Annotated in this window: 16 protein-coding genes; 6 read left to right on the forward strand and 10 right to left on the reverse strand. The window is 72.2% G+C overall.

The window, feature by feature from the left end:
* Positions 1–57 precede the first annotated feature (57 nt).
* Positions 58–534 (reverse strand): N-acetyltransferase family protein, encoded by a 477-nt coding sequence (locus AAC134_RS21070; RefSeq protein WP_339951257.1) that lies wholly within the window; start codon positions 532–534, stop codon positions 58–60.
* A gap of 78 nt (positions 535–612) precedes the next feature.
* Between AAC134_RS21070 and AAC134_RS21075 the strand changes: the two genes are divergently transcribed.
* A complete protein-coding gene (locus AAC134_RS21075; protein ID WP_339951259.1) occupies positions 613–4,257 on the forward strand; it encodes a hydantoinase B/oxoprolinase family protein in 3,645 nt (1,214 codons plus the stop codon).
* A 155-nt stretch (positions 4,258–4,412) separates the two neighbouring features.
* On the opposite strand, the gene AAC134_RS21080 is transcribed toward AAC134_RS21075, so the two are convergent.
* Positions 4,413–4,838, reverse strand: coding sequence for a hypothetical protein (locus AAC134_RS21080; protein ID WP_339951261.1), 426 nt, complete (start codon positions 4,836–4,838; stop codon positions 4,413–4,415).
* 104 nt (positions 4,839–4,942) lie between these two features.
* Between AAC134_RS21080 and AAC134_RS21085 the strand changes: the two genes are divergently transcribed.
* The 3 genes from AAC134_RS21085 (at position 4,943) to AAC134_RS21095 (ending at position 7,367) form a co-directional block, all read left to right on the forward strand.
* Positions 4,943–5,893, forward strand: coding sequence for an ADP-ribosylglycohydrolase family protein (locus AAC134_RS21085; protein WP_339951263.1), 951 nt, complete (start codon positions 4,943–4,945; stop codon positions 5,891–5,893).
* Positions 5,893–6,108 (forward strand): hypothetical protein, encoded by a 216-nt coding sequence (locus tag AAC134_RS21090; RefSeq protein ID WP_339951265.1) that lies wholly within the window; start codon positions 5,893–5,895, stop codon positions 6,106–6,108. Before AAC134_RS21085 ends, AAC134_RS21090 begins: the two co-directional genes overlap by 1 nt.
* A 296-nt stretch (positions 6,109–6,404) precedes the next feature.
* A complete protein-coding gene (locus tag AAC134_RS21095) occupies positions 6,405–7,367 on the forward strand; it encodes a calcium-binding protein (RefSeq protein WP_339951267.1) in 963 nt (320 codons plus the stop codon).
* Between the two features lie 45 nt (positions 7,368–7,412).
* On the opposite strand, the gene AAC134_RS21100 is transcribed toward AAC134_RS21095, so the two are convergent.
* Positions 7,413–8,471 carry an acetate kinase gene (locus AAC134_RS21100; protein ID WP_339951269.1) on the reverse strand — a complete coding sequence of 353 codons (1,059 nt, stop codon included), beginning with the start codon at positions 8,469–8,471 and terminating at the stop codon, positions 7,413–7,415.
* Positions 8,472–8,878: 407 nt separating this feature from the next.
* On the reverse strand, positions 8,879–9,304 hold the full coding sequence (locus tag AAC134_RS21105) for a hypothetical protein (RefSeq protein ID WP_339951271.1): 426 nt from the start codon (positions 9,302–9,304) through the stop codon (positions 8,879–8,881).
* Positions 9,305–9,492: 188 nt separating this feature from the next.
* Between AAC134_RS21105 and AAC134_RS21110 the strand changes: the two genes are divergently transcribed.
* Positions 9,493–11,127, forward strand: a complete 1,635-nt coding sequence (locus tag AAC134_RS21110; protein WP_339951273.1) for an NAD(P)/FAD-dependent oxidoreductase — start codon at positions 9,493–9,495, stop codon at positions 11,125–11,127.
* 243 nt (positions 11,128–11,370) lie between these two features.
* Here AAC134_RS21110 and AAC134_RS21115 read toward each other — a convergent pair whose 3' ends face one another.
* Genes AAC134_RS21115 through petA form a run of 3 tightly spaced genes read right to left on the reverse strand, consistent with a single transcriptional unit; the run spans position 11,371 to position 14,091 of the window.
* Complete coding sequence (locus AAC134_RS21115) at positions 11,371–12,180, reverse strand: cytochrome c1 (RefSeq protein WP_339951275.1); 810 nt, start codon at positions 12,178–12,180, stop codon at positions 11,371–11,373.
* 20 nt (positions 12,181–12,200) lie between these two features.
* Positions 12,201–13,514, reverse strand: coding sequence for a cytochrome b N-terminal domain-containing protein (locus AAC134_RS21120; RefSeq protein WP_339951277.1), 1,314 nt, complete (start codon positions 13,512–13,514; stop codon positions 12,201–12,203).
* A gap of 13 nt (positions 13,515–13,527) precedes the next feature.
* Positions 13,528–14,091 carry a ubiquinol-cytochrome c reductase iron-sulfur subunit gene (petA, locus tag AAC134_RS21125; protein WP_339951279.1) on the reverse strand — a complete coding sequence of 188 codons (564 nt, stop codon included), beginning with the start codon at positions 14,089–14,091 and terminating at the stop codon, positions 13,528–13,530.
* Between the two features lie 417 nt (positions 14,092–14,508).
* On the opposite strand from petA, the gene AAC134_RS21130 reads away from it, so the two are divergent.
* The gene (locus AAC134_RS21130; protein ID WP_339951281.1) at positions 14,509–15,759 is read left to right on the forward strand and encodes a cytochrome P450; all 1,251 of its coding nucleotides are present in this window, start codon (positions 14,509–14,511) and stop codon (positions 15,757–15,759) included.
* 28 nt (positions 15,760–15,787) lie between these two features.
* On the opposite strand, the gene AAC134_RS21135 is transcribed toward AAC134_RS21130, so the two are convergent.
* The 3 genes from AAC134_RS21135 to AAC134_RS21145 all read right to left on the reverse strand — a co-directional run bounded on the left by AAC134_RS21135 (position 15,788) and on the right by AAC134_RS21145 (position 18,960).
* Positions 15,788–16,186, reverse strand: a complete 399-nt coding sequence (locus AAC134_RS21135) for a DUF2306 domain-containing protein (protein WP_339951283.1) — start codon at positions 16,184–16,186, stop codon at positions 15,788–15,790.
* A gap of 288 nt (positions 16,187–16,474) precedes the next feature.
* On the reverse strand, positions 16,475–17,077 hold the full coding sequence (locus tag AAC134_RS21140; RefSeq protein WP_339951285.1) for a GNAT family N-acetyltransferase: 603 nt from the start codon (positions 17,075–17,077) through the stop codon (positions 16,475–16,477).
* Positions 17,077–18,960, reverse strand: coding sequence for an ABC transporter ATP-binding protein (locus AAC134_RS21145; RefSeq protein WP_339951287.1), 1,884 nt, complete (start codon positions 18,958–18,960; stop codon positions 17,077–17,079). The genes AAC134_RS21140 and AAC134_RS21145 overlap by 1 nt, the downstream gene beginning before the upstream one ends.
* Positions 18,961–19,246 lie beyond the last annotated feature (286 nt).

Here is a 19,246-nt window from a genome sequence, read left to right on the forward strand (position 1 = left end):
AGAACAGGCGCTTGCCGAGGGGTGTTCGGGCGTCGCGCCGGGGCGTCGCGCGTGGGGTCAGAGGGTTTTCTGCATCAGGACCAGGTCGTGGAAGCGGTCGAACTTCCAGCCGGCCTCGGGAATGCGGGCGACCTCGGCGAAGCCGAGACGGGCGTGGAGGGCGATCGAGGCGGCGTTGGTCGCGGTGATCGCGCCGATCAGGCTGTGGACCGGCGTGGGGCGCAGGGCGGCGAACAGCGCCTCCATCAACGGGCGGGCGAGGCCGCGGCCGCGGGCCTCGGGCGCGAGGTTGATCGAGTGCTCGTAGGTGCGGGCGTAGCCGGGGCCGGGGCGGAACTGGTGGGCGGAGACGAAGCCGAGCAGGGTCTCGCCCTCAAAGCCCCCGAGGCAGGGGCCGGGGGCGGCGAGCCAGGCGGCGAGCGCCTCGGGGGTCTTCTCCTCGGAGGTGAAGGTGATCGTGGTCTCGCGCACGAGCGGGTTCCAGATCTCCGCCACGGCGGGCAGGTCGTTCGGCCTCAGAGCCCTGATTTCCATGCGCGCGGCCCGCTCCCGGTTGCCTATGTCCCCAACCCCCTTTACCCCTGCGGGACGGGCTGGTGAAGGAGGCGTTGGATGAGCCGTTGGGACTTCTGGATCGACCGCGGCGGCACCTTCACCGACGTCGTGGCCCGCGACCCCGACGGCGAAATCCATACCGCCAAGCTGCTCTCGGAGAATCCCGACCAGTATCCCGACGCCGCCCTCGAGGGCATTCGGCGTTTCCTGGGGCTGGGCTCGGACGAGGCGATCCCGGCCGCGCGGATCAACGCCGTGAAGATGGGCACCACGGTGGCCACCAACGCGCTGCTCGAGCGCAAGGGCGACCGCACGCTGCTGGTGATCACCAAGGGGCTGCGCGACCAGCTGCGGCTGGGCTACCAGAACCGTCCGCGCCTGTTCGACCGCCACATCGTGCTGCCCGAACTGCTCTATGAGCAGGTGGTGGAGGCGGACGAGCGGCTGCTGGCCGACGGCTCGGTCGAGACGCCGCTGGACGAGGACGCCCTGCGCGAGCGGCTGGGCGCCGCGAAGGCCGAGGGCATCGACGCGGTCGCCATTGTCTTCGTGCACGCCTATCGCCATGCCCGGCATGAGAAACGCGCGGCCCGGATCGCGCGCGAGATGGGCTTCGGCCAGGTCTCGGCCTCCCACGAGGTCAGCCCGTTGATGAAGATGGTCTCGCGCGGCGACACCACCGTTGTCGACGCCTATCTCTCCCCCATCCTGCGCCGGTATGTCGACCGCGTCGCCTCGGCCTTCGACCGGGTGGGCGAGGACGAGGGCGCCGAGGCGCTGGGCGGCAAGCTGATGTTCATGATGAGCTCGGGCGGGCTGACCGACGCGACGCTGTTCCAGGGCAAGGACGCGATCCTCTCGGGCCCCGCGGGAGGGGTCGTGGGCGCGGTGCGCACCTCCGAGATCGCCGACGAGCGCCGGATCATCGGCTTCGACATGGGCGGCACCTCGACCGACGTGTGCCACTACAACGGCGAGTTCGAGCGGGTCCTGCACACCGAGGTCGCCGGCGTGCGCCTGCGCGCCCCGATGATGCACATCCACACGGTCGCGGCCGGCGGCGGCAGCCTGCTGCAGTACAAGGACGGCCGGCTGCAGGTGGGGCCGCAGAGCGCGGGCGCCTATCCCGGCCCCGCCTGCTACGGCAACGGCGGGCCGCTGGCGGTCACCGACGCCAACGTCATGGTCGGCAAGCTGAAGCCGGAGTTCTTCCCCTCGATCTTCGGGCCCGACGCCGACCAGCCGCTGGACGCCGCCGCCACCCGCAAGGCCTTCGAGGCGATGGCCGAGGACGTCGGCCGCGCGCCCGAGGAACTTGCCGACGGCTTCCTGCGCATCGCCTGCGAGAACATGGCGAACGCGGTGAAGAAGATCTCGGTGCAGCGGGGGCACGACGTTTCGGACTATTGCCTGACGGTGTTCGGCGGGGCGGGGGCGCAGCACGCCTGCCGGATCGCCGACCTGCTGGGGATGGAGCGGGCGCTGATCCACCCGCTGGCCTCGCTTCTGTCGGCCTACGGGATGGGGCTCGCGGACGTGAGGTCCTCGCGTCAGCAGGCGGTCGAGGCGCGCCTGACCCGCGAGACGCGCCTGCAGGCGGCCGCCGACCTCGACCGCATCTCGATGATCGTGGGCGGCGAGGTGGAAGGGCAGGGCGTCAACCCGAAGGAAATCACCTACCACCCCCGACTGCTGCTGAAGGTCGAGGGCACCGACACCGCGATCGAGATCCCGCTGTCCACGGAAGCCGACATGCGCGAGGCCTTCGCCGAGGCCCACCGCCAGCGCTTCGGCTTCGATCCCGGCGACAAGCCGCTGGTGATCGAGGCGATCAGCCAGGAGGCCGTCGGCCGCGCCGCCGACCTCTCGGAGCCCTCGCACCCGACCGACGAGCGGGAGGAAACCGCCTTCCCCACCGCGCTCGAGGGCGAGTTCTTCTCGGAAGGGGAGTGGCGCCGCGCCCGCTACGTGAAGCGCGAGGAGATGCGCCCGGGCGACGTTCTGACCGGCCCCGCGGTGCTGGTCGAGCCCCACACCTCGATCGTGATCGAGGACGGCTGGCAGGCGCGGATCACCGCGCATGACCATGTGAAGCTCCACCGGATCGAGGCGAAGGCCCGCTCCGAGGCCGCCGGCACCAAGGCGGATCCGGTGCTGCTGGAGGTGTTCAACAACCTCTTCATGTCCATCGCCGAGCAGATGGGCGCGGTGCTGGAGAACACCGCCGCCTCGGTCACGATCAAGGAGCGGCTGGACTTCTCCTGCGCGGTTTTCGACGCGGAAGGCGACCTGATCGCCAACGCGCCGCACATGCCGGTGCATCTCGGCTCGATGGGCGCCTCGGTGAAGTCGATCATCGCGCAGAACCCGGTGATGAGCCCCGGCGACGTCTACGTGCTGAACGCGCCCTACAACGGCGGCACCCACCTGCCGGACGTGACCGTGGTGACGCCGGTGTGGAGCGAGGACGAGAGCGAGATCGTCTTCTACACCTCCGCGCGCGGCCACCACACCGACATCGGCGGGCTGACGCCGGGCTCGATGCCGCCTGACTCGCGCCGGGTCGAGGACGAGGGCGTCCTGATCGACAACTGGAAACTGGTCGACAAGGGCGTGTTCCGCGAGGCCGAGACGCGCGCGCTGCTGACCTCGGGCGACTGGCCGTGTCGCGCGCCGGACACCAACATCGCCGACCTCAAGGCGCAGGTGGCCTCCTGCGAGAAGGGCGCGCGGGAGCTGCGCCGCATGGTCGCCCAGTTCGGCCGCGAGGTGGTCGACGCCTACATGGGCCACGTCCAGGACAACGCCGAGGAATGCGTCCGCCGCGCCATCGCCACGCTGAAGGACGGCGAGTACGTCTATCCGATGGACCCCGACTACGACGGCAAGTCCCGCGAGATCCGGGTGAAGATCACCGTCGACGCGCAGGCCCGCGAGGCGACCGTCGACTTCACCGGCACGACCGAGCAACTGGGCACCAACTACAACGCGCCCGAGCCGGTGACCCGGGCCGCGGTGCTCTACGTCTTCCGCCTGCTGGTCGAGGACTCGATCCCGATGAACGAGGGGGTGATGAAGCCCCTGAAGGTGATCGTGCCCCCCCGCTCGATGATCGCGCCGGAGTATCCCGCGGCCGTGATCGCGGGCAACGTCGAGGTCAGCCAGGCGGTGACCTCCTGTCTGCTGCTGGCGCTGGGCGTGCAGGCGGCGGCGCAGTCGACGATGAACAACGTCACCTGGGGCAACGCGACCTACCAGTATTACGAGACCGTCTGCGGGGGCTCCGGCGCGGGGCTTCTGAATGACGGCAGCGGGCATCCGGGGACCTCGGGCGTGCACACGCACATGACCAACTCGCGCCTCACCGACCCCGAGGTGCTGGAGTGGCGCTTCCCGGTGTTGCTCGAGGAATTCTCGATCCGTGAGGGCTCGGGCGGGGCGGGGGCTTTCCATGGGGGCGACGGGACGCGGCGGCGGATCCGGTTCCTGGAGCCGATGACGGCCTCGATCCTCTCGGGCCACCGGGTGACGCCGCCGCCGGGGCTGGCGGGCGGCGAGGCGGGGGAGCTGGGGCGCACCCGGATCGAACGGGTCGACGGCTCTGTCGACGAGCTGAGGTCGGCCGACAAGACCGAGATGGCGGCGGGGGACGTGTTCTGGCTCGACACGCCCTCGGGCGGGGGGTGCCTGCCGGAGGAGTGAGGCGCCGCCCGATGAGGGAGCGGTCTACGGGCGCCCTGCGGGCGGGCTTGGCATGCGCGCCTGCGGCGCGGGCGGGCCGGGGCCCGCGCAAGGCCGCTTCCGACCTCGCCATAGAACCGGCGCTGTCGGGTCGCCTCGGGGCCGGGGCGCGCGCGTCAGCGGCGGGCGGAAGGGAGCGGGCCGAGGTCGATGTCCCAGCTCGACAGGACCAGGTCGCGGCAGCGGTGGGCGACGGTGAGGGCCGGGACGCGCAGGGAGGAGGGGTCCTTGCCCGCGGTCCAGGCGGCGCGGAAGGCGACCATCGCCTGCTCGACCGCCGCGTCCTCGACGATGGCAAGCTCGCCCCAGTACAGCTCCTCGAAGCGGGCGCCGGCGGCGGCGCGGGTCTCGGCGGCGGGCGAGGTCGCGAGCTGGGCGGCCAGGCGCGAGGCCTCGAAGCACAGCGCCATCTGCCGCTCGAGGAACGGGCGTCGGGCGGCGAGCTCCTGCGTATGGGCGTGGTTCCAGGCGGTCAGCCCCAGGCCCCCCAGCCCCACCGCGGCCGTCACCGCGAGGCCCAGCGTCTTGAGAACCCGCTCCATCCCCGCGCCCCTCCCGGTCCTGCACGCGACCCCCTGACCGTAGCATGGGCCCGCCTGCTCTGGTAACGCGGTCGTCGATGTCGGGCGCGAGAAGGAGGCCGGAGATGCACGCCAGGACCGAACGGCGCGACCGCGCCGAGGCCGCCCTGCTGGGCGCTCTGGTCGCCGATGCGGCGGCGCTGGGGCTGCACTGGCTCTACGATCCCGCGCGCATCGCCGCGCTGGAGGGGCCGCTGGTCTTCCGCGCCCCCGACCCCGCCGATTTCGAGGGCGCCGCCGGCGTCTTCGTCCATCCCGGCAAGCGCGCGGGGGAGCTGTCGCACTACGGCGCCGCCCTGCGCACCGCCATGCAGGCGGTGGGCGCGCGGGGGGTCGACCTCTCGGAGGCGCAGGACCGGTTCGCGGCCGCCTTCGGCGCGGGCGGCTGGTGGGTGGGCTACATCGACAAGCCGACCCGCGGCACGCTGGCCAATCTCGCGGCCGGCCAGCGCGACCCTTCGGGCGTCGAGGACGATCAGATCCCGGGATTCGCGCGCCTGCCCGCGCTGGTCTGCCGGCCCGGAGGCGCGGCCGACGCGGTGCAGCTGGCCGCCGCCGTGGCGATGACCTCGACCGGCGCCGCGGCCCGCGACTGGGCGCTGGCCGGCGCCCGCATCCTCGCCGCCGCCCTGATCGGCGCGAACCCGGCCGAGGCCGTCGCCGCCGGCGAGACCGGCGCCCCCGAGGCCGTGGCCCAGGGCCTCGCCCGCGCCCGCGCCGCCGGCCCCGATCCGGTCGCCTTCGCCGGAGAGGTCGGGCGGGCCTGCCCGATGTCGATGTCCGTGCCGGTCGCCGCCCACATCCTGCTGCACGCCGGCTCCTTCGCCGAGGCGGTCGAGATGAACATCCGCGCGGGCGGCGATTCCTGCGGACGGGCGATCCTGCTGGGCGCCGTGGAAGGGGCCATACATGGCCTCGGAGGCGCCGGGGTTCCGGCGCCGTGGCTGCTGAGACTGGCGGACGGCGCAACGCTCGCCGCCGAAATCGCGGGCGTGATCGGAGAGGACCGAGGCTGATGCAGGCGCTGATCTGGGTGGGGGCCGTGCTGGCCGTTGTGGGGCTGGGCGGGCTTGCCTGGTGCATCCGCGAGGGGCTGCGCCTGCGCTCCCCCGACCGCAAGCCCGAGGAGATCCGGACCCGCCTGCGCAAGCTGAACGCGGTCAACTTCGCCTCGGTCGGCACCGGCTTCATCGGCCTCGCGATGGTCGCGGTCGGCGTGATCCTGGGCTGAGCCCGGCCTTGGCGCCTCGGCCGGAGCGCCGGAAAGGCGAGGTCGGCGATCGGCCAGGCCGCGCCCGCGGGAAACGCCTGAACGAGATTGCTCCGGACACTGACCCGGAACTCGGGGTTGGGCTGCGTTTCGCAGGCCCCGCATGGGGTGCTGGGCAGAAGCCTGAAGGGTCATCCTGCGCCGTGGAAAAAACGGCTGGCGAATCCGTTCAGAAATATTAACATTGTGGCGTGTGTTCATTTGACCGTCCCCCGACGTCTCCCGTCGCGGGACGGCGGCAAAGGGGGGTGCGTCACATGCCTCTGGGACTTGGGAGCCTTCTGGGATGGGTTTTCGGCGGCCTGCAGGGTCGCAGCGGCTCCATCTTCGGGATTGATTTCGACTTCGGGACGGTCGGGGCCGACGCGCTTTACGGCGACGGCCAGGGCACGGTCGCGGCAGGGACCCCGATGGGTCACGACGTGATCGTCGGCTTCGCCTCGGGCGACCTGATCGTGGGCGACGCCGAGCGGCTGGGTCCCGCGGCGGGCGAAACCGCCGCCACCTCGCCGGCAACCTTCGCAGGCGACGACCTCCTCTACGGGGGCGATGGGGACGACGTCATCTACGGCGACTTCCAGGCCGATCCGTCCTCGCTCTACGCGGTGCATCTGGGCGACGACGTGATCTATGGCGGCGCCGGGAACGACACGATCTACACCGACGCGGTCAGCGTGCTGGCGGACTCGGCCGGCAACAACCGCGCCTACGGGGGCGAGGGCGACGACCGGATCCGCGGCGGCGAGGGGATCGACCGGCTCTACGGCGGCGAGGGCGACGACGTGATCTATGCCGACGGCCAGTCGGGCACCGCGGCGGGCGCCACGCCGACCTGGAACCTTCTGGACGGGGGCGAGGGCGCCGACAGCCTCTACGGCGGCGCCGGAGAGGACGTGATCTATGGCGGCGGGGGCGACGACGTTCTGGGCGGCGAGGGCGGCGACGACCGGCTGGTCGGCGGCAAAGGCGCGGACGAATTCGAGTATTTCATGGGCGGCGGCGCCGACCTGATCGTCGACTTCAAGCCGGGCGAGGACCTGCTGGTCCTGATCTCCGACATCGGGGCGCCGCTGCCCGCGGCCGATTTCGCCGGCATCATGGGGCTGACCACCGACCTCGGGCGCGACCTGCTGATCGACCTTGGCGGAGGCTCGAGCGTCACGCTTGCCCGGACGGACGCGGACGACCTCTCGGCCTCGGATTTCCTGATCCTGGCCTGACCCCCGGCGGCCCGGCCCGGGCCTCCGCGGCCGGGGCCGGGGCGCTCAGCCCCGCAGGATGGCGAGGGTGGCGTGGGCGATCTCGCCCGCCTCGTCGGCCACGATCACGTGGCAGGCGCCTTCGTCCAGCCCCGCCCAGCGCAGCCCGTCGAGGATCGCCTCGCGCACCGGGGCCGCATGCTCGCCGATCCCGCCGGTGAAGCAGATCGCGTCCACGCCCCCCATGCCCGCGATCAGCGAGCCCGCGTGCCGGATCGCCCAATGGCAGTAGTGCGCGACGGCAAAGCGGGCCGCCGGGTCGTCGCGCGCCAGCAGGTCCTTCATCGAGCCCGAGCCGCCCAGCGCCTTCAGGCCGCTGTCGCGGTTCAGCGCGCGCTCCAGGCTCTCCGGGGTCTCGCCCGCGCGCAGCAGGTGGAAGATCACGCCGGGATCGAGCTCCCCGCAGCGGGTGGCCATCACCAGCCCCTCCATCGGCGAGAAGCCCATGGTGGTCGCGACCGAGACCCCCTCCCGGATCGCCGCCATCGAGGAGCCCGCGCCCAGGTGGCAGGCCAGCAGCCGCGGGGGCAGGGGGCCGCCGAGCTGCGCGGGCAGACGGCGGACCATCGAGGCGTAGCTCAGCCCGTGGAACCCGTAGCGCCGCAGCCCGGCCGCGCGCCAGGCCTCGGGGATCGGGAAGGTGGTCTCCTCGGGCGGCTGGGTGGCGTGGAAGGCGGTGTCGAAACAGGCCGTGCGGCGGGCTTGCGGGAACAGCTCGGCGGCCGCGTCGATCACGTGCAGCGCGGGCGGGTTGTGCAGCGGCGCGAAGGCGCAGGCCTTCTCGAGCGCCGCGCGCATCGCCGGGGTCAGTTCGCCGGGGGCGCGGAACTCGACCCCGTGGGCGACGCGATGGCCGACGGCGAGGGGCGCGGCGGCCAGACCCCGCCCCTCGGCCAGCGCCCGCGTCGTCTCGCCGAGACGCGCGGAGGACACGGTCATCACGTCGAGGTCCGACATCTGGCCCGCGGCGATCTCGGCCCCCTCGAGGTCATGGAGGGCGAGCTTCAGCGAGGACGATCCGGCGTTGAGCGTCAGGATCCAGTCGCGGGCGGGGGGGACGGTCATGGGATGCCTCGCGGGTGGACGCTGTGAAACCGGGCGCAGCCTGGCGCGCCCGGCCGTGAAACCTGGCGCAGCCTGGCGCGCCCGGCCGTGAAACCGGGCGCAGCCTGGCGGCTCGGCCGTGAAACCTGGGGCAGCCTAGCGCGACCGGCCACGGAACGCGGCGCGGCATGGCGTCGGGGCGGGACCTGCGCAGCCGCCGCCCCGCGGCCGGTCCCCGCTGGCGTCGGCCCGGCCGTCAGGGGCGGCCCGCATCGGCAGCCTCGCCCCTGTCGTCCCGCCTCTCCGCACCGGCTCGCGTCGCCCGCGCGCAGCCAGGGTCCCTCCCGGCGGCGCGGCGCGGCGCTCACGGGCGCGGGTCCGTCCGGCACGCGCGGGGCCCCCCGCCGGGCCAGCGCGAGCGGGCGGACTCAGCCCGCGGCGGGGCCCTGCACGGCCTCGCCCAGGGCCTGCATCGACATCCGCGCCTTGGTCAGCACCATGCCGATGTTGGCCGTGCGCCGGGTGACGAACACCGCCGCGTGGTCCGGCTGCGAGGGCGCGCGCAGGAACACGTGGATCAGGTTCTCCGAGAGCACCAGCATCTCCTTGAAATAGCGGATCTCCTTGTTCTCCGGCAGGCCCCGCTCCCGCTTGAAGCGCCGCTCGATCTCCGAGACCGTGGGGCCCTGGAACAGGTCGGCGGTGGCCGCCGCGACCATGTCCAGCACCTCCTCGGGATGGGTGTCGAGCGTGCTGACGGCCATGAGCATGCCCGTGCTCATGTCCACGTAGCCGGCCGCGATGCACTCGGGCACCGAACCCATCGCCGTAGTGATCTGAGAGTTGAGCGACATTCCGAGCCTCCTGCCCGGCGGGGGGATGCGCGCAGCATCGCGGCTCAGGGTTTCCAAAGTCTTTACGCGCCGCCCGCAGCGCCGGCGCCGCTATTGAACGGCCGGTCGGTCAGCGCCATGATGCCAGCCGGGCGCGCAGACGCCGCGGCGGCCGGCCCGCCGAAATCAAACCCCATGGGAGGAGCTTCATGTCGGACCCCAAGCCCGCGCGATTCGACGTCATCGTGGTCGGCGCCGGATTCGCCGGCCTCTACCTGCTGCACCGACTGCGCGGCATGGGTCTGAGCGCCCATGTCTACGAGCGGGCCGAGGGCGTGGGCGGCACCTGGTGGTGGAACCGCTATCCCGGCGCCCGCTGCGACGTGGAATCGCTGCAGTACTCCTATTCGTGGGACCCCGAGCTCGAGCGCGACTGGACCTGGTCGGAGAAATACGCCGCCCAGCCCGAGATCCAAGCCTATGCCGAATTCGTGGCCGAGCGGCACGACCTCAAGCGCGACATCAGCTTCTCGACCTCGGTCGAGGGGGCCGAGTGGGACGAGGCGGCGGGCCTCTGGCGCGTGGCAACCTCGGCCGGCCCCGCCGAGGCCGCGCACCTCGCGCTCGCCACCGGCTGCCTGTCCTCGACCTCGATGCCCGACATCCCCGGGCGCGAGGACTTCAAGGGCGAGACCTACCACACCGGCATGTGGCCCCATGAGGGCGTCGACTTCACCGGCAAGCGGGTGGCGGTGATCGGCACCGGCTCCTCGGCGATCCAGGCGATCCCGATCATCGCCGGGCAGGCGCGCGAGCTGGCGGTTCACCAGCGCACCCCCAACTTCTCTATCCCCGCGCGCAATGCGCCGCTGACCGAGGCCGAGCGCGAGGACTGGCGGGCCAGATCCGCCGAGCGCCGCGAATGGGCCCGCGCCAACACCCGCAACGCCATCGTCGCCACGCTGCCCGAAAAACCTGTGCTGGAGGCGACCCCCGAGGAGCGCGAGGCCGAGTTCGCCAAGCGCTGGGAGTCGGGGGGGATCACCTTCTCGGCCGCCTACAGCGACCTCGCCCTCGACCCCGAGGCCAACGCCTACGCCGCCGAGTTCGTGCGCGAGCGCATCCGCGAGATCGTGACCGACCCCGAGACCGCCGAGGCCCTGTGCCCGACCGACTACCCGATCTTCACCAAGCGCATCTGCGTGGACACCGACTATTTCGAGACCTTCAACCTCCCCCACGTGCGCCTCGTGAACCTGCGCGAGACGCCGCTGGAGCGGGTGACCGAGGCCGGCGTGCGGACCTCGGCCGGCGAGGCGCCCTATGACGCCATCGTCTACGCCACGGGCTTCGATGCGATGACCGGCGCGATCCTGAACATCGATCCGGTCGGACGCGGGGGGCGGCGGATGTCGGAGGCCTGGGCCGAGGGGCCCAAGGCCTATCTCGGCCTGCTGGCCGCAGGGTTCCCGAACCTGTTCCTGGTGACGGGGCCGGGCAGCCCCTCGGTGCTGACCAACATGATCGTCTCGATCGAGCACCATGTGGAGATGATCTGCGAGCAGCTCTCGCGTCTGGAGGCGCGGGGGGCGCGGCTGATCGAGGCCGAGCCCGAGGCGCAGGAGGCCTGGGTCGCGCATGTCAACGCGCGGGCGGCGGCGACGCTCTTTCCCCAGGCGGCGAGCTGGTACATGGGCGCCAACATCCCGGGCAAGCCGCGGGTGTTCATGCCCTACCTCGGCCAGGACGAGTATCGCCGGAAGGTTGCGGAGCTGGCCGCGAAGGACTGGCCGGGGCTGCGGTTGAGCACGGGCCGCGCAGGCTCGGACGCCGCCGCGGGCTGAGCGCGCGCCGGGCTCGGCCGGGGCGAGCACGGCGGGACGAGCCCCCTCGTCCGCCCGTCGTCTGGGGGCGCAGGGGCGCACCCTGACCGCGTTGGGGGGGGATCGGGGCCAGGAGGCCTGGATGCGGCGCCGGCGGAGCGTGTCGCCGGGCAGAGCGCTGGCAGGGCGTCGGACAGCGAAGGGCCCCGACCTTGCGGTCGGGGCCCTGTCTCGTCCCTCGAAGATCCTGGCGGCGAAGGGGCCTCAGGCGGCCTTCTTCTTCTTCACGTTCGCCCAGAGCTTCTTGTTGGTCAGGTACAGCAGCACCGCCAGCAGGCCCACGAAGATGAAGTTGCGCGCGCCCGCGGCCTTGCGGTCGGCCATCTTCGGCTCGGCGGTCCACATCAGGAAGGCCGAGACGTCCATGGACATCTGATCGACCGTCGCCGGCGTGCCGTCGGCATATTCCACGATCCCCTCGCTCAGCGGCGGGGGCATCGAGATCAGCCCCCCCGGCATCGTGTGGTTCTCGTAGAGGGTCACGCCCGCCACGTCCTGGGTCTCGCCGGTGTAGCCGGTGAGGATCCCGTGGATGTACTCGGGCCCGCCGGCGCCCTTGAGCAGCTGGTTGATGCCCAGGCCCGCGGGGCCGTGGAAGCCGGCGCGAGCCTTGGCCATCAGGCTCAGGTCGGGGGCGCCGGCCGAGGTGTTGGCCGGGAACTTGTCCGAGGCCTTCGCGGTCCGGGTGTCGCCGGGCAGGGCGCCGTCGGCGTCGTCGGCGACCTCGTAGAGGCCCGCGAGGGCGTTGACCTGGTCCTCGTCATAGCCGGGGCCGGTGGCGTCGCCGAGCGTGCGGAACGCCACGTACTTCAGGCCGTGGCAGGCCGCGCAGACCTCGTTGTAGACCTGCAGGCCCCGCTGGAGCTGGTGCTGGTCGAAGGTCCCCAGCGGCCCCTCGAACGAGAAGCTGACGTCCTCGACATGGCCCCCGCCTCCCGCCGCATGGGCGGCGAGGGGAAGGGCCAGGGCGGCCGCGAGAATGCCTGCGGAGCGGGCGGCGGTCAGGATGCGCATCGTGTGTCTCCTTCCCCGGCTCACTCGGCGGGCGTGGCGGCGGCGCCGCTCTTCTTGGCGTACTTCTCGTCCATCATCCGATCGAAGTCTTCCTCGATGGTGGCGGGAAGCGGCTTGGGGGTTTCCATCAGACCCAGCAGCGGCAGGATCACCAGGAAATAGCCGAACCAGTAGATCAGGCCGATCAGCGAGATCGTGGGCACCAGGCCCTCGGCCGGCTGGCCGCCGCACCACATCAGCACGAAGAAGTTCACGACGAAGATCCAGAACCAGATCTTGAACTTCGGCCGGAAGCGGCCCGAGCGGACGCGGCTGGTGTCCAGCCACGGCGCCACCGCCAGCACGGCGATCGAGCCGAACATGGCCAGCACGCCGCCCAGCTTCGAGTCGATGAACCAGATGTCGAAGGTGATGGCGCGCAGGATCGCGTAGAAGGGCAGGAAGTACCACTCGGGCACGATGTGCGCCGGCGTCGAGAGCGGGTTCGCCTCGATGTAGTTGTCGGCGTGGCCCAGGTAGTTCGGCATGTAGAAGACGAACACCACGAAGATCAGCAGGACCACCGCCAGGGCGAACAGGTCCTTCATCACGTAGTAGGGCCAGAACGGGACGGTGTCCTTCTTGGCCTCGTCGATCGAGCCGCGGCGGACTTCAACGCCCGTGGGGTTGTTGTTGCCGGTCGAGTGGAAGGCCCAGATGTGCACCGCCACCAGGCCCACGATCACGAAGGGCAGCAGGTAGTGCAGCGAGAAGAACCGGTTCAGCGTGGGGTTGTCGACGGCGAAGCCGCCCCACAGCCAGTTCACGATCGGCTCGCCGACCAGCGGCAGGGCCGAGAACAGGTTGGTGATCACGGTCGCGCCCCAGAAGGACATCTGGCCCCAGGGCAGCACGTAGCCCATGAAGGCGGTCGCCATCATCGCCAGGTAGATCAGGACGCCGATGATCCAGGTGATCTCGCGCGGGGCCTTGTACGATCCGTAGTAGAGGCCGCGGAAGATGTGGAAATACACCGCCACGAAGAACAGCGAGGCGCCGTTCGCGTGCACGTACCGGATCAGCCAGCCGCCGTTCACGTCGCGCATGATGTGCTCGACCGAGGCGAAGGCCATGTCCACGTGGGGGGTGTAGTGCATCACCAGGATGATGCCGGTGACGATCTGCATCGCGAGGCAGAAGGTCAGGATGATGCCCCAGATCCACATCCAGTTGAGGTTCTTGGGCGTGGGGATCATCAGGGTGTCGTAGATCATCGCGCCGATGCCCAGGCGCGCGTGGATCCACTTCTCGATGCCCGACTTGGGCTCGTACTTTTCGTGCGGGATGCCAGCCATCAGGGAGGTCTCCTCAGCCCAGCGTCACGACGCCGTCGGCCAGCGCGGCGACGGGGACGGGAAGGTTCTCGGGGGCGGGGCCCCGGCGGATGCGGCCGGCGGTGTCGTAATGCGACCCGTGGCAGGGGCAGAACCAGCCGCCGAAGTCGCCGGCGCCGTCGCCCAGGGGCACGCAGCCCAGGTGGGTGCACACGCCCAGCATCACCAGGTACTTGCCCTCTTCGTCGAGCGCACGGTCACTATCCGTGGCCGGCGCGTCGCCGGGCAGGTTGTCGTTGCGCGCCATGGGATCCTTGAGATCGGCCATCGGCACTTCGCGCGCCGCTTCGATCTCGTCAGCCGTGCGGTGACGGATGAAGACGGGCTTGCCCCGCCACTTCACCGTCATCTGGCTGCCTTCCTCGAGGCCCGAGATGTCGACGTTGATCGAGGCGAGCGCCAGGACGTCGGCGGACGGGTTCATCTGGTCGATCGCCGGCCAGACCGCTGCGCCGACGCCCACGGCGCCGGCCGCGGCCGTGGCGATGTAGAGGAAATCCCGGCGCGTCGGTTCGGAGTCCGATTCTGCGTGGGCCACGTGGCAACCCCCTTCGCGTTCCTTCCCCGGCCCGTCCGCGTCGGCTCTCCGGCTGGCGCTGTCGCGGCTGGCGGGACGATATGTATGAGGCGGTCCTCGCCCACGAGACGGGGACCATTCCGCCGCCCGATTAGCCGCCCCCGCCGCACAGGTCCAGAGACAGGGCGACGCAGAGACGCCGCATTTTTGCCGGAGCGTCGCCGTTCCGCATCGGGGCGCCCGCGCCTGCCGCCGGTCGGCGGCGGCGCTGGCCGGCGTTTGGCGATCCGCGACGCGAGCCGAGCGCGTCGCCCCCTCCTGGATCGCGGAACGATCATCCCCGCGTCACGCAGCGTCGCGATTGACCGCGCCGCCCCGAATCGCAAACCCTTTACGCAAAGGGAAAGTGCGGACCGATCCGCCCCCAGGGAGGAAGCCATGACCCACGCCACCGTCCCGACGCCCCCGCCCGGCGCCGAGGGGCCCGCCGCGGCCCCCGTCGCCATCCGCGACCTGCCGCGGTTCGAGCAACGCCCCGAGGGCTGGAGCGACCACGACTTCATCGCCCACTGGCGCGCCCAGGGACCGGCCGCGGTGGACCGCTACGGCATCGTCACGCTGTTCGGCCACGACGACCTGTGGCGGGCGGTCGACCCGCGCTTCACCCGGCAGGTGGGGCTCGAGGCGATGACGATGCAGGGGCGGACCGGAGGCGCGGTCTACGACTTCTTCGACCGCTCGCTGCTGTTTGCCAACGACGCGCGCCACCGCGCCCGCCGCGGCCCCCTGGCCCGCGCCTTCGCCCACCCGCTGATGAACGCCCTGCGCGGCGAGATCGCCGAGCAGACGCGCGCGCTGCTGGCCCCCCTGAAGGGCCGCGAGGCGGATTTCGGGGCCGAGGTCTCGGGCCAGCTCGCCGCCCGGATGATCGCGGCCATCCTCGGCCTGCCGCCCGAGGACATCCCGCATTTCACCAAGGTCGTCTACGGCGCCTCGCGCGGGCTCTCGTTCCGCTCGAAGGAGGTGCTGGACGAGGCCGACGCGGACATGGCCGAGCTGGTCGCCTACGCCGCCCGCCTGCTGGAGGAGCGGCGCGCCCGCCCGCGCGAGGATTTCCTGACCGAGTTCCTGGCCAAGGTGCAGGACGCCGACCTGTCGGAGGACGAGATCCGCACCCAGGTGGCGACCGTGGTTCTGGGCGGCGCCGACACCACCCGCATGGCGCTGGCCTCCGGCTTCGCCCAGATCCTGGCGCGCCCCGAGCAATGGGCGGCGCTGCAGGCCGATCCCGAGGGGCTGAAGGCCTCGGCCGCCGCCGAGTGCCTGCGCTTCGATCCCGTGGTCGGCTCGATCCCCCGCCTCGCCATCGCGGACTTCGAGATCGCGGGCGTGGCGGTTCCCGAGGGGACCTACCTGGCCGCCTCCCTGCTGGGCGCCCTGCGCGACCCGGCCGTCTACGCGCGCCCGGAGGTCTTCGACATCGCCCGCGACGACCACCCCAGGCTGCACCCGGTCTTCGGCGCCGGCGCCCACCGGTGCCTGGGCGAGGCGCTCGCCCGCGCCGAGCTGGAGGAGGCGCTCGCCGTCCTCGCCCGGGAGGCGCCCGAGGCCGAACTGGTCGGCGAGCCCCCGGTGATGCGCGGCCTCGGCGGCACTCGCGGCCTGCCCGAGACGCGCATCCGCCTGTGACGGGCTTTGCGGGGCGTTCGGGGGCGCCTCAACCCCCGAACGCCGCCGCGTGCATGATCCGCCCGGGCAGCAGCGTGAACAGGCCGGTCAGCAGCAGCGCTATCACGTAGAGCGAGATCATCGCCGACCGGTGCCCGCGAATATCGCCCCGGCGCGCCGCCCGCACGGCATAGACGAGCGCGCCCAGCGTCACCGGGATCAGCAGGTGGATCGGCGAGAAAGGCCCCCAGACGCGGATCGTCGAGATGAAGATCGCCGAGATCGCCACCCAGGCCATCAGCGCCGCGAACACCCAGCCGATCGCCCGGTGGCCTCGCCCGCCCTTGGGCCGCAGCACCTGCACGCCGCCCAGCACGGCCGCCGCCAGCGCGGTCAGCGCATGAGACGGGATCGGCGATCCCGCCGCCAACAGGGGATCGAGGGTCATCGCGGGCCTCCGCCTCTCGGGACGCCGCCGTCCTGCCTCATCGGCGCCCGGCGGTCCATCCCGATCGTCGCGAGCCGGCGCCCCCCGCGCGCGCCGATGCCGGCCGCTCGCCGGCGCCGGCGGCCGGGCGCGGCGCCGGGTGGCTGGCGGGCGCCGGGTGGTTGGCGCGGCGCCGAGCGGCTGGCGCCCGGAACGGCGGCGTCGGGCGGCGGGGCGCAGGGTGAGGGCGCGCGGCGCTAGGGCGGCGGGGCGCGGGGTGAGGGCGCGCGGGGCTCGGGCCGCGGGCGTTCAGACCAGGTCCGCGGCCGTCATGACGTGGCGCAGGCTGGCGGCCTCGGCGCGCTCGCCCGGGCGGGGGCGCATGCCGATCTTCTCGGCCACCCGTCGCGAGCCGGCGTTGCCTGTCGCGATATCCGCCGCCAGTCGCGGCAGGCCGAGCGTCGCGAAGGCATGTCGCGCGACGGGCAGGGCGGCCTCGGTGGCGATGCCGCGGCCCCAGGCGGCGCGGGCCAGCCGCCAGCCGATCTCGACCTCGCCCGGCGCCGCGCGGGCGAGGCCGTCTGCGCCCCCGACCGGGCGGGGTCCTGCGCCGCCGGCCGGGGCGACCGCGTCGCCGGGATCTTCGGGGATCAGCAGGATCCAGCCCAGGAAGCGTTCGGGCGCCGCGCGCTCATGGATCACCCAGTAGCCCAGGCCCTCGCCATGCTCGGCCTCGATCCGCGCCCGCACGAAGGCCTCGTGAGCCGCGGGATCGTCCCAGGGGCCGGGGATCCAGCGGGTCACCTCCGGGTCCCGGTCCATGGCGAGGCAGTCGGCCAGGTCCTCGCGGCGTCGCGGCCGCAAGCGAAGACGCGGCGTCTCGAACACCGGCGCGCGGCTGTGCGGGCCCATTACTCGGCCGCATCCAGCCCCATGAAGCCGCCCGACTGGCGGCCCCACAGCTCGGCATAGATGCCGCCGCGGGCGAGCAGCGCCTCATGCGGGCCCTCCTCGGCGATGCGGCCGTCGTCCATCACCACGATCCGGTCCATCGAGGCGATGGTCGAGAGCCGATGCGCGATGGCCACGACCGTGCGGCCCTGCATCAGCCGCTCGAGCGCCTCCTGCACCTCGGCCTCGGTCTCGGAGTCGAGCGCGCTGGTCGCCTCGTCCAGCATCAGGATCGGCGCGTCCTTCAGGATCGCCCGCGCGATCGCCACCCGCTGGCGCTGACCGCCCGAGAGCTTCACGCCGCGCTCGCCCAGCCGCGCCTCGTAGCCGGTGCGGCCGCGGAAATCCTCCAGCTCCTCGATGAAGTCGTGGGCGGCGGCCATGCGGGCGGCCTCGATCGCCTCCTCCATGCCCGCGTCGGGACGGCCGTAGAGGATGTTCTCCATCGCCGAGCGGTTGAACATCGCCGTGTCCTGGGTGACGAAGGCGATCTGGCGGCGCAGCGCGTCCTGGTCGAGCGTCCGGATGTCGGTCCCGTCCAGCAGCACCCGTCCCGCCTCGGGGTCGTAGAGCCGCAGCGCCAGCTTCATCGCCGTGGACTTGCCCGCGCCCGAGCGGCCGACCAGCGCCACCTTCTCGCCCGGCGTCACGTCGAGCGTGAAGCCGGTCAGCCCGCCGCCGGTGCGCTCGCGCTCCTGCCCGTACTTGAAGGTGACGGCGTCGAAGGTCAGCCGGCCCTTGGCCCGCGCCATGGGGGCGGCGTCGGGGCGATCCAGCAGCTTGTGGGGCGGAGTCAGCGTGCGGATGCCGTCCTCGACCACGCCGGCGTTGGCGAACATGCCCATGGCCGTGAAGCTGATCCAGCCCGACATCTGGCCGATGCGCAGGCTCAGCAGCCCCGACAGCGCCACCGCGCCCGGCGACCCCGTGCCGCCGGCCCAAAGCCACAGCGCCGTGCCCACCAGCGCCACGGGAAGGGCGCCCGCCAGCACCGCGATCACCACGCGGTAGACCCAGGCCGTGCGCCCGAAGTCGAGCTTGGCCTCGCGCAGCCGCTGCAGGGACTCGCGGGCATGGTCCTCCTCGCGCCCGGCATGGGCGAAGAGCTTCACCGTCTCCATGTGCGAGATCGTGTCGACCAGCTGCCCCGAGAGCCCCGACTGCGCGTCCGCCCGAGCGCGGGCCTTGGAGCGCAGCCGCGGCAGCATCCAGCCGATCCAGGCGAGGTAGACCGCCAGCCAGATCAGCAGCCCCACCGTCAGCCGCCAGTCGGCGGCGCCAAGCGCGGCCAGCGCCGCGATCATGGTGGCGAGCGCAAAGGCCACCGCCTGCGCGACCTCGGACGCAAGCTCGGTCAGCGCGGTCCCCGTCTGCAGCTGCTTGGCCGAGATGCGGCCGGCGTAGTCGTCCTCGAAATACGACATCGCCTGGCCCAGCGTGTGCCGGTGCAGGCGGAACACGGTCTGGTGGAACATGCCCGGCTGGATCGAGAACTGCATCAGCGCCGAGCTGACCGCCATGCACAGCGGCCGGGCGGCGAAGATGAACACGGCCAGCAGCGCGATTTCCCAGCCATGTCCGGCGAGGAACGCGGCCCGCGCGCCCGGTTCGGTCAGGGCGGGCCCGGCCTCGGCGACCACGTCCACCAGCCAGGAGACGGCCCAGGAGACGCCGACCTCCGCCCAGGCGAGCGCGACGTTGGCGGCGATGGCGGCCAGGAACACGGGGAAGGACCCGCGCAGGGCCCATCGGCAGAAGGCGAGGAAGGCCTGCGGGGGCAGCCCGACCGCGGGGGCGTTGGGATCGAACAGCCCGGCGGCGCGACGTGTGAGTTCTGTCAGCATTGGAAGGCAGGATAGGTCAAGTGAAGCTCCGGTCGAGCAAAGGACCCGCGGCACATAGGACCTCGACCATGGTAGAGGTCAACCCCGCCCCCCAGCATCCCGGTGCGGCGTGTGTCGCGGGGCCCCGCGCGCGGCGCCCGTCCCGGGCCCCGCCGGGAGCGCCTGTTCTCCGGAGCCGTCTCTCGCGGATGCCGCCCGGAGCGACTCGTCCGCAGGGGTCAAGGATCGCGCAGCGACCGGCGAAGCCGGCTTGTCCTTGACCCCTGCGGGCGAGTCGCTCAGGCAT

Source organism: uncultured Albimonas sp., from assembly GCF_963977235.1.
Taxonomy (GTDB): domain Bacteria; phylum Pseudomonadota; class Alphaproteobacteria; order Rhodobacterales; family Rhodobacteraceae; genus Albimonas.

Coding starts and splice junctions, on each gene's coding strand:
- AAC134_RS21070 (WP_339951257.1), bottom strand. CDS start 534: ATGGAAATCAGGGCTCTGAGGCCGAACGACCTGCCCGCCGTGGCGGAG.
- AAC134_RS21075 (WP_339951259.1), top strand. CDS start 613: ATGAGCCGTTGGGACTTCTGGATCGACCGCGGCGGCACCTTCACCGAC.
- AAC134_RS21080 (WP_339951261.1), bottom strand. CDS start 4,838: ATGGAGCGGGTTCTCAAGACGCTGGGCCTCGCGGTGACGGCCGCGGTG.
- AAC134_RS21085 (WP_339951263.1), top strand. CDS start 4,943: ATGCACGCCAGGACCGAACGGCGCGACCGCGCCGAGGCCGCCCTGCTG.
- AAC134_RS21090 (WP_339951265.1), top strand. CDS start 5,893: ATGCAGGCGCTGATCTGGGTGGGGGCCGTGCTGGCCGTTGTGGGGCTG.
- AAC134_RS21095 (WP_339951267.1), top strand. CDS start 6,405: ATGCCTCTGGGACTTGGGAGCCTTCTGGGATGGGTTTTCGGCGGCCTG.
- AAC134_RS21100 (WP_339951269.1), bottom strand. CDS start 8,471: ATGACCGTCCCCCCCGCCCGCGACTGGATCCTGACGCTCAACGCCGGA.
- AAC134_RS21105 (WP_339951271.1), bottom strand. CDS start 9,304: ATGTCGCTCAACTCTCAGATCACTACGGCGATGGGTTCGGTGCCCGAG.
- AAC134_RS21110 (WP_339951273.1), top strand. CDS start 9,493: ATGTCGGACCCCAAGCCCGCGCGATTCGACGTCATCGTGGTCGGCGCC.
- AAC134_RS21115 (WP_339951275.1), bottom strand. CDS start 12,180: ATGCGCATCCTGACCGCCGCCCGCTCCGCAGGCATTCTCGCGGCCGCC.
- AAC134_RS21120 (WP_339951277.1), bottom strand. CDS start 13,514: ATGGCTGGCATCCCGCACGAAAAGTACGAGCCCAAGTCGGGCATCGAG.
- AAC134_RS21130 (WP_339951281.1), top strand. CDS start 14,509: ATGACCCACGCCACCGTCCCGACGCCCCCGCCCGGCGCCGAGGGGCCC.
- AAC134_RS21135 (WP_339951283.1), bottom strand. CDS start 16,186: ATGACCCTCGATCCCCTGTTGGCGGCGGGATCGCCGATCCCGTCTCAT.
- AAC134_RS21140 (WP_339951285.1), bottom strand. CDS start 17,077: ATGGGCCCGCACAGCCGCGCGCCGGTGTTCGAGACGCCGCGTCTTCGC.
- AAC134_RS21145 (WP_339951287.1), bottom strand. CDS start 18,960: ATGCTGACAGAACTCACACGTCGCGCCGCCGGGCTGTTCGATCCCAAC.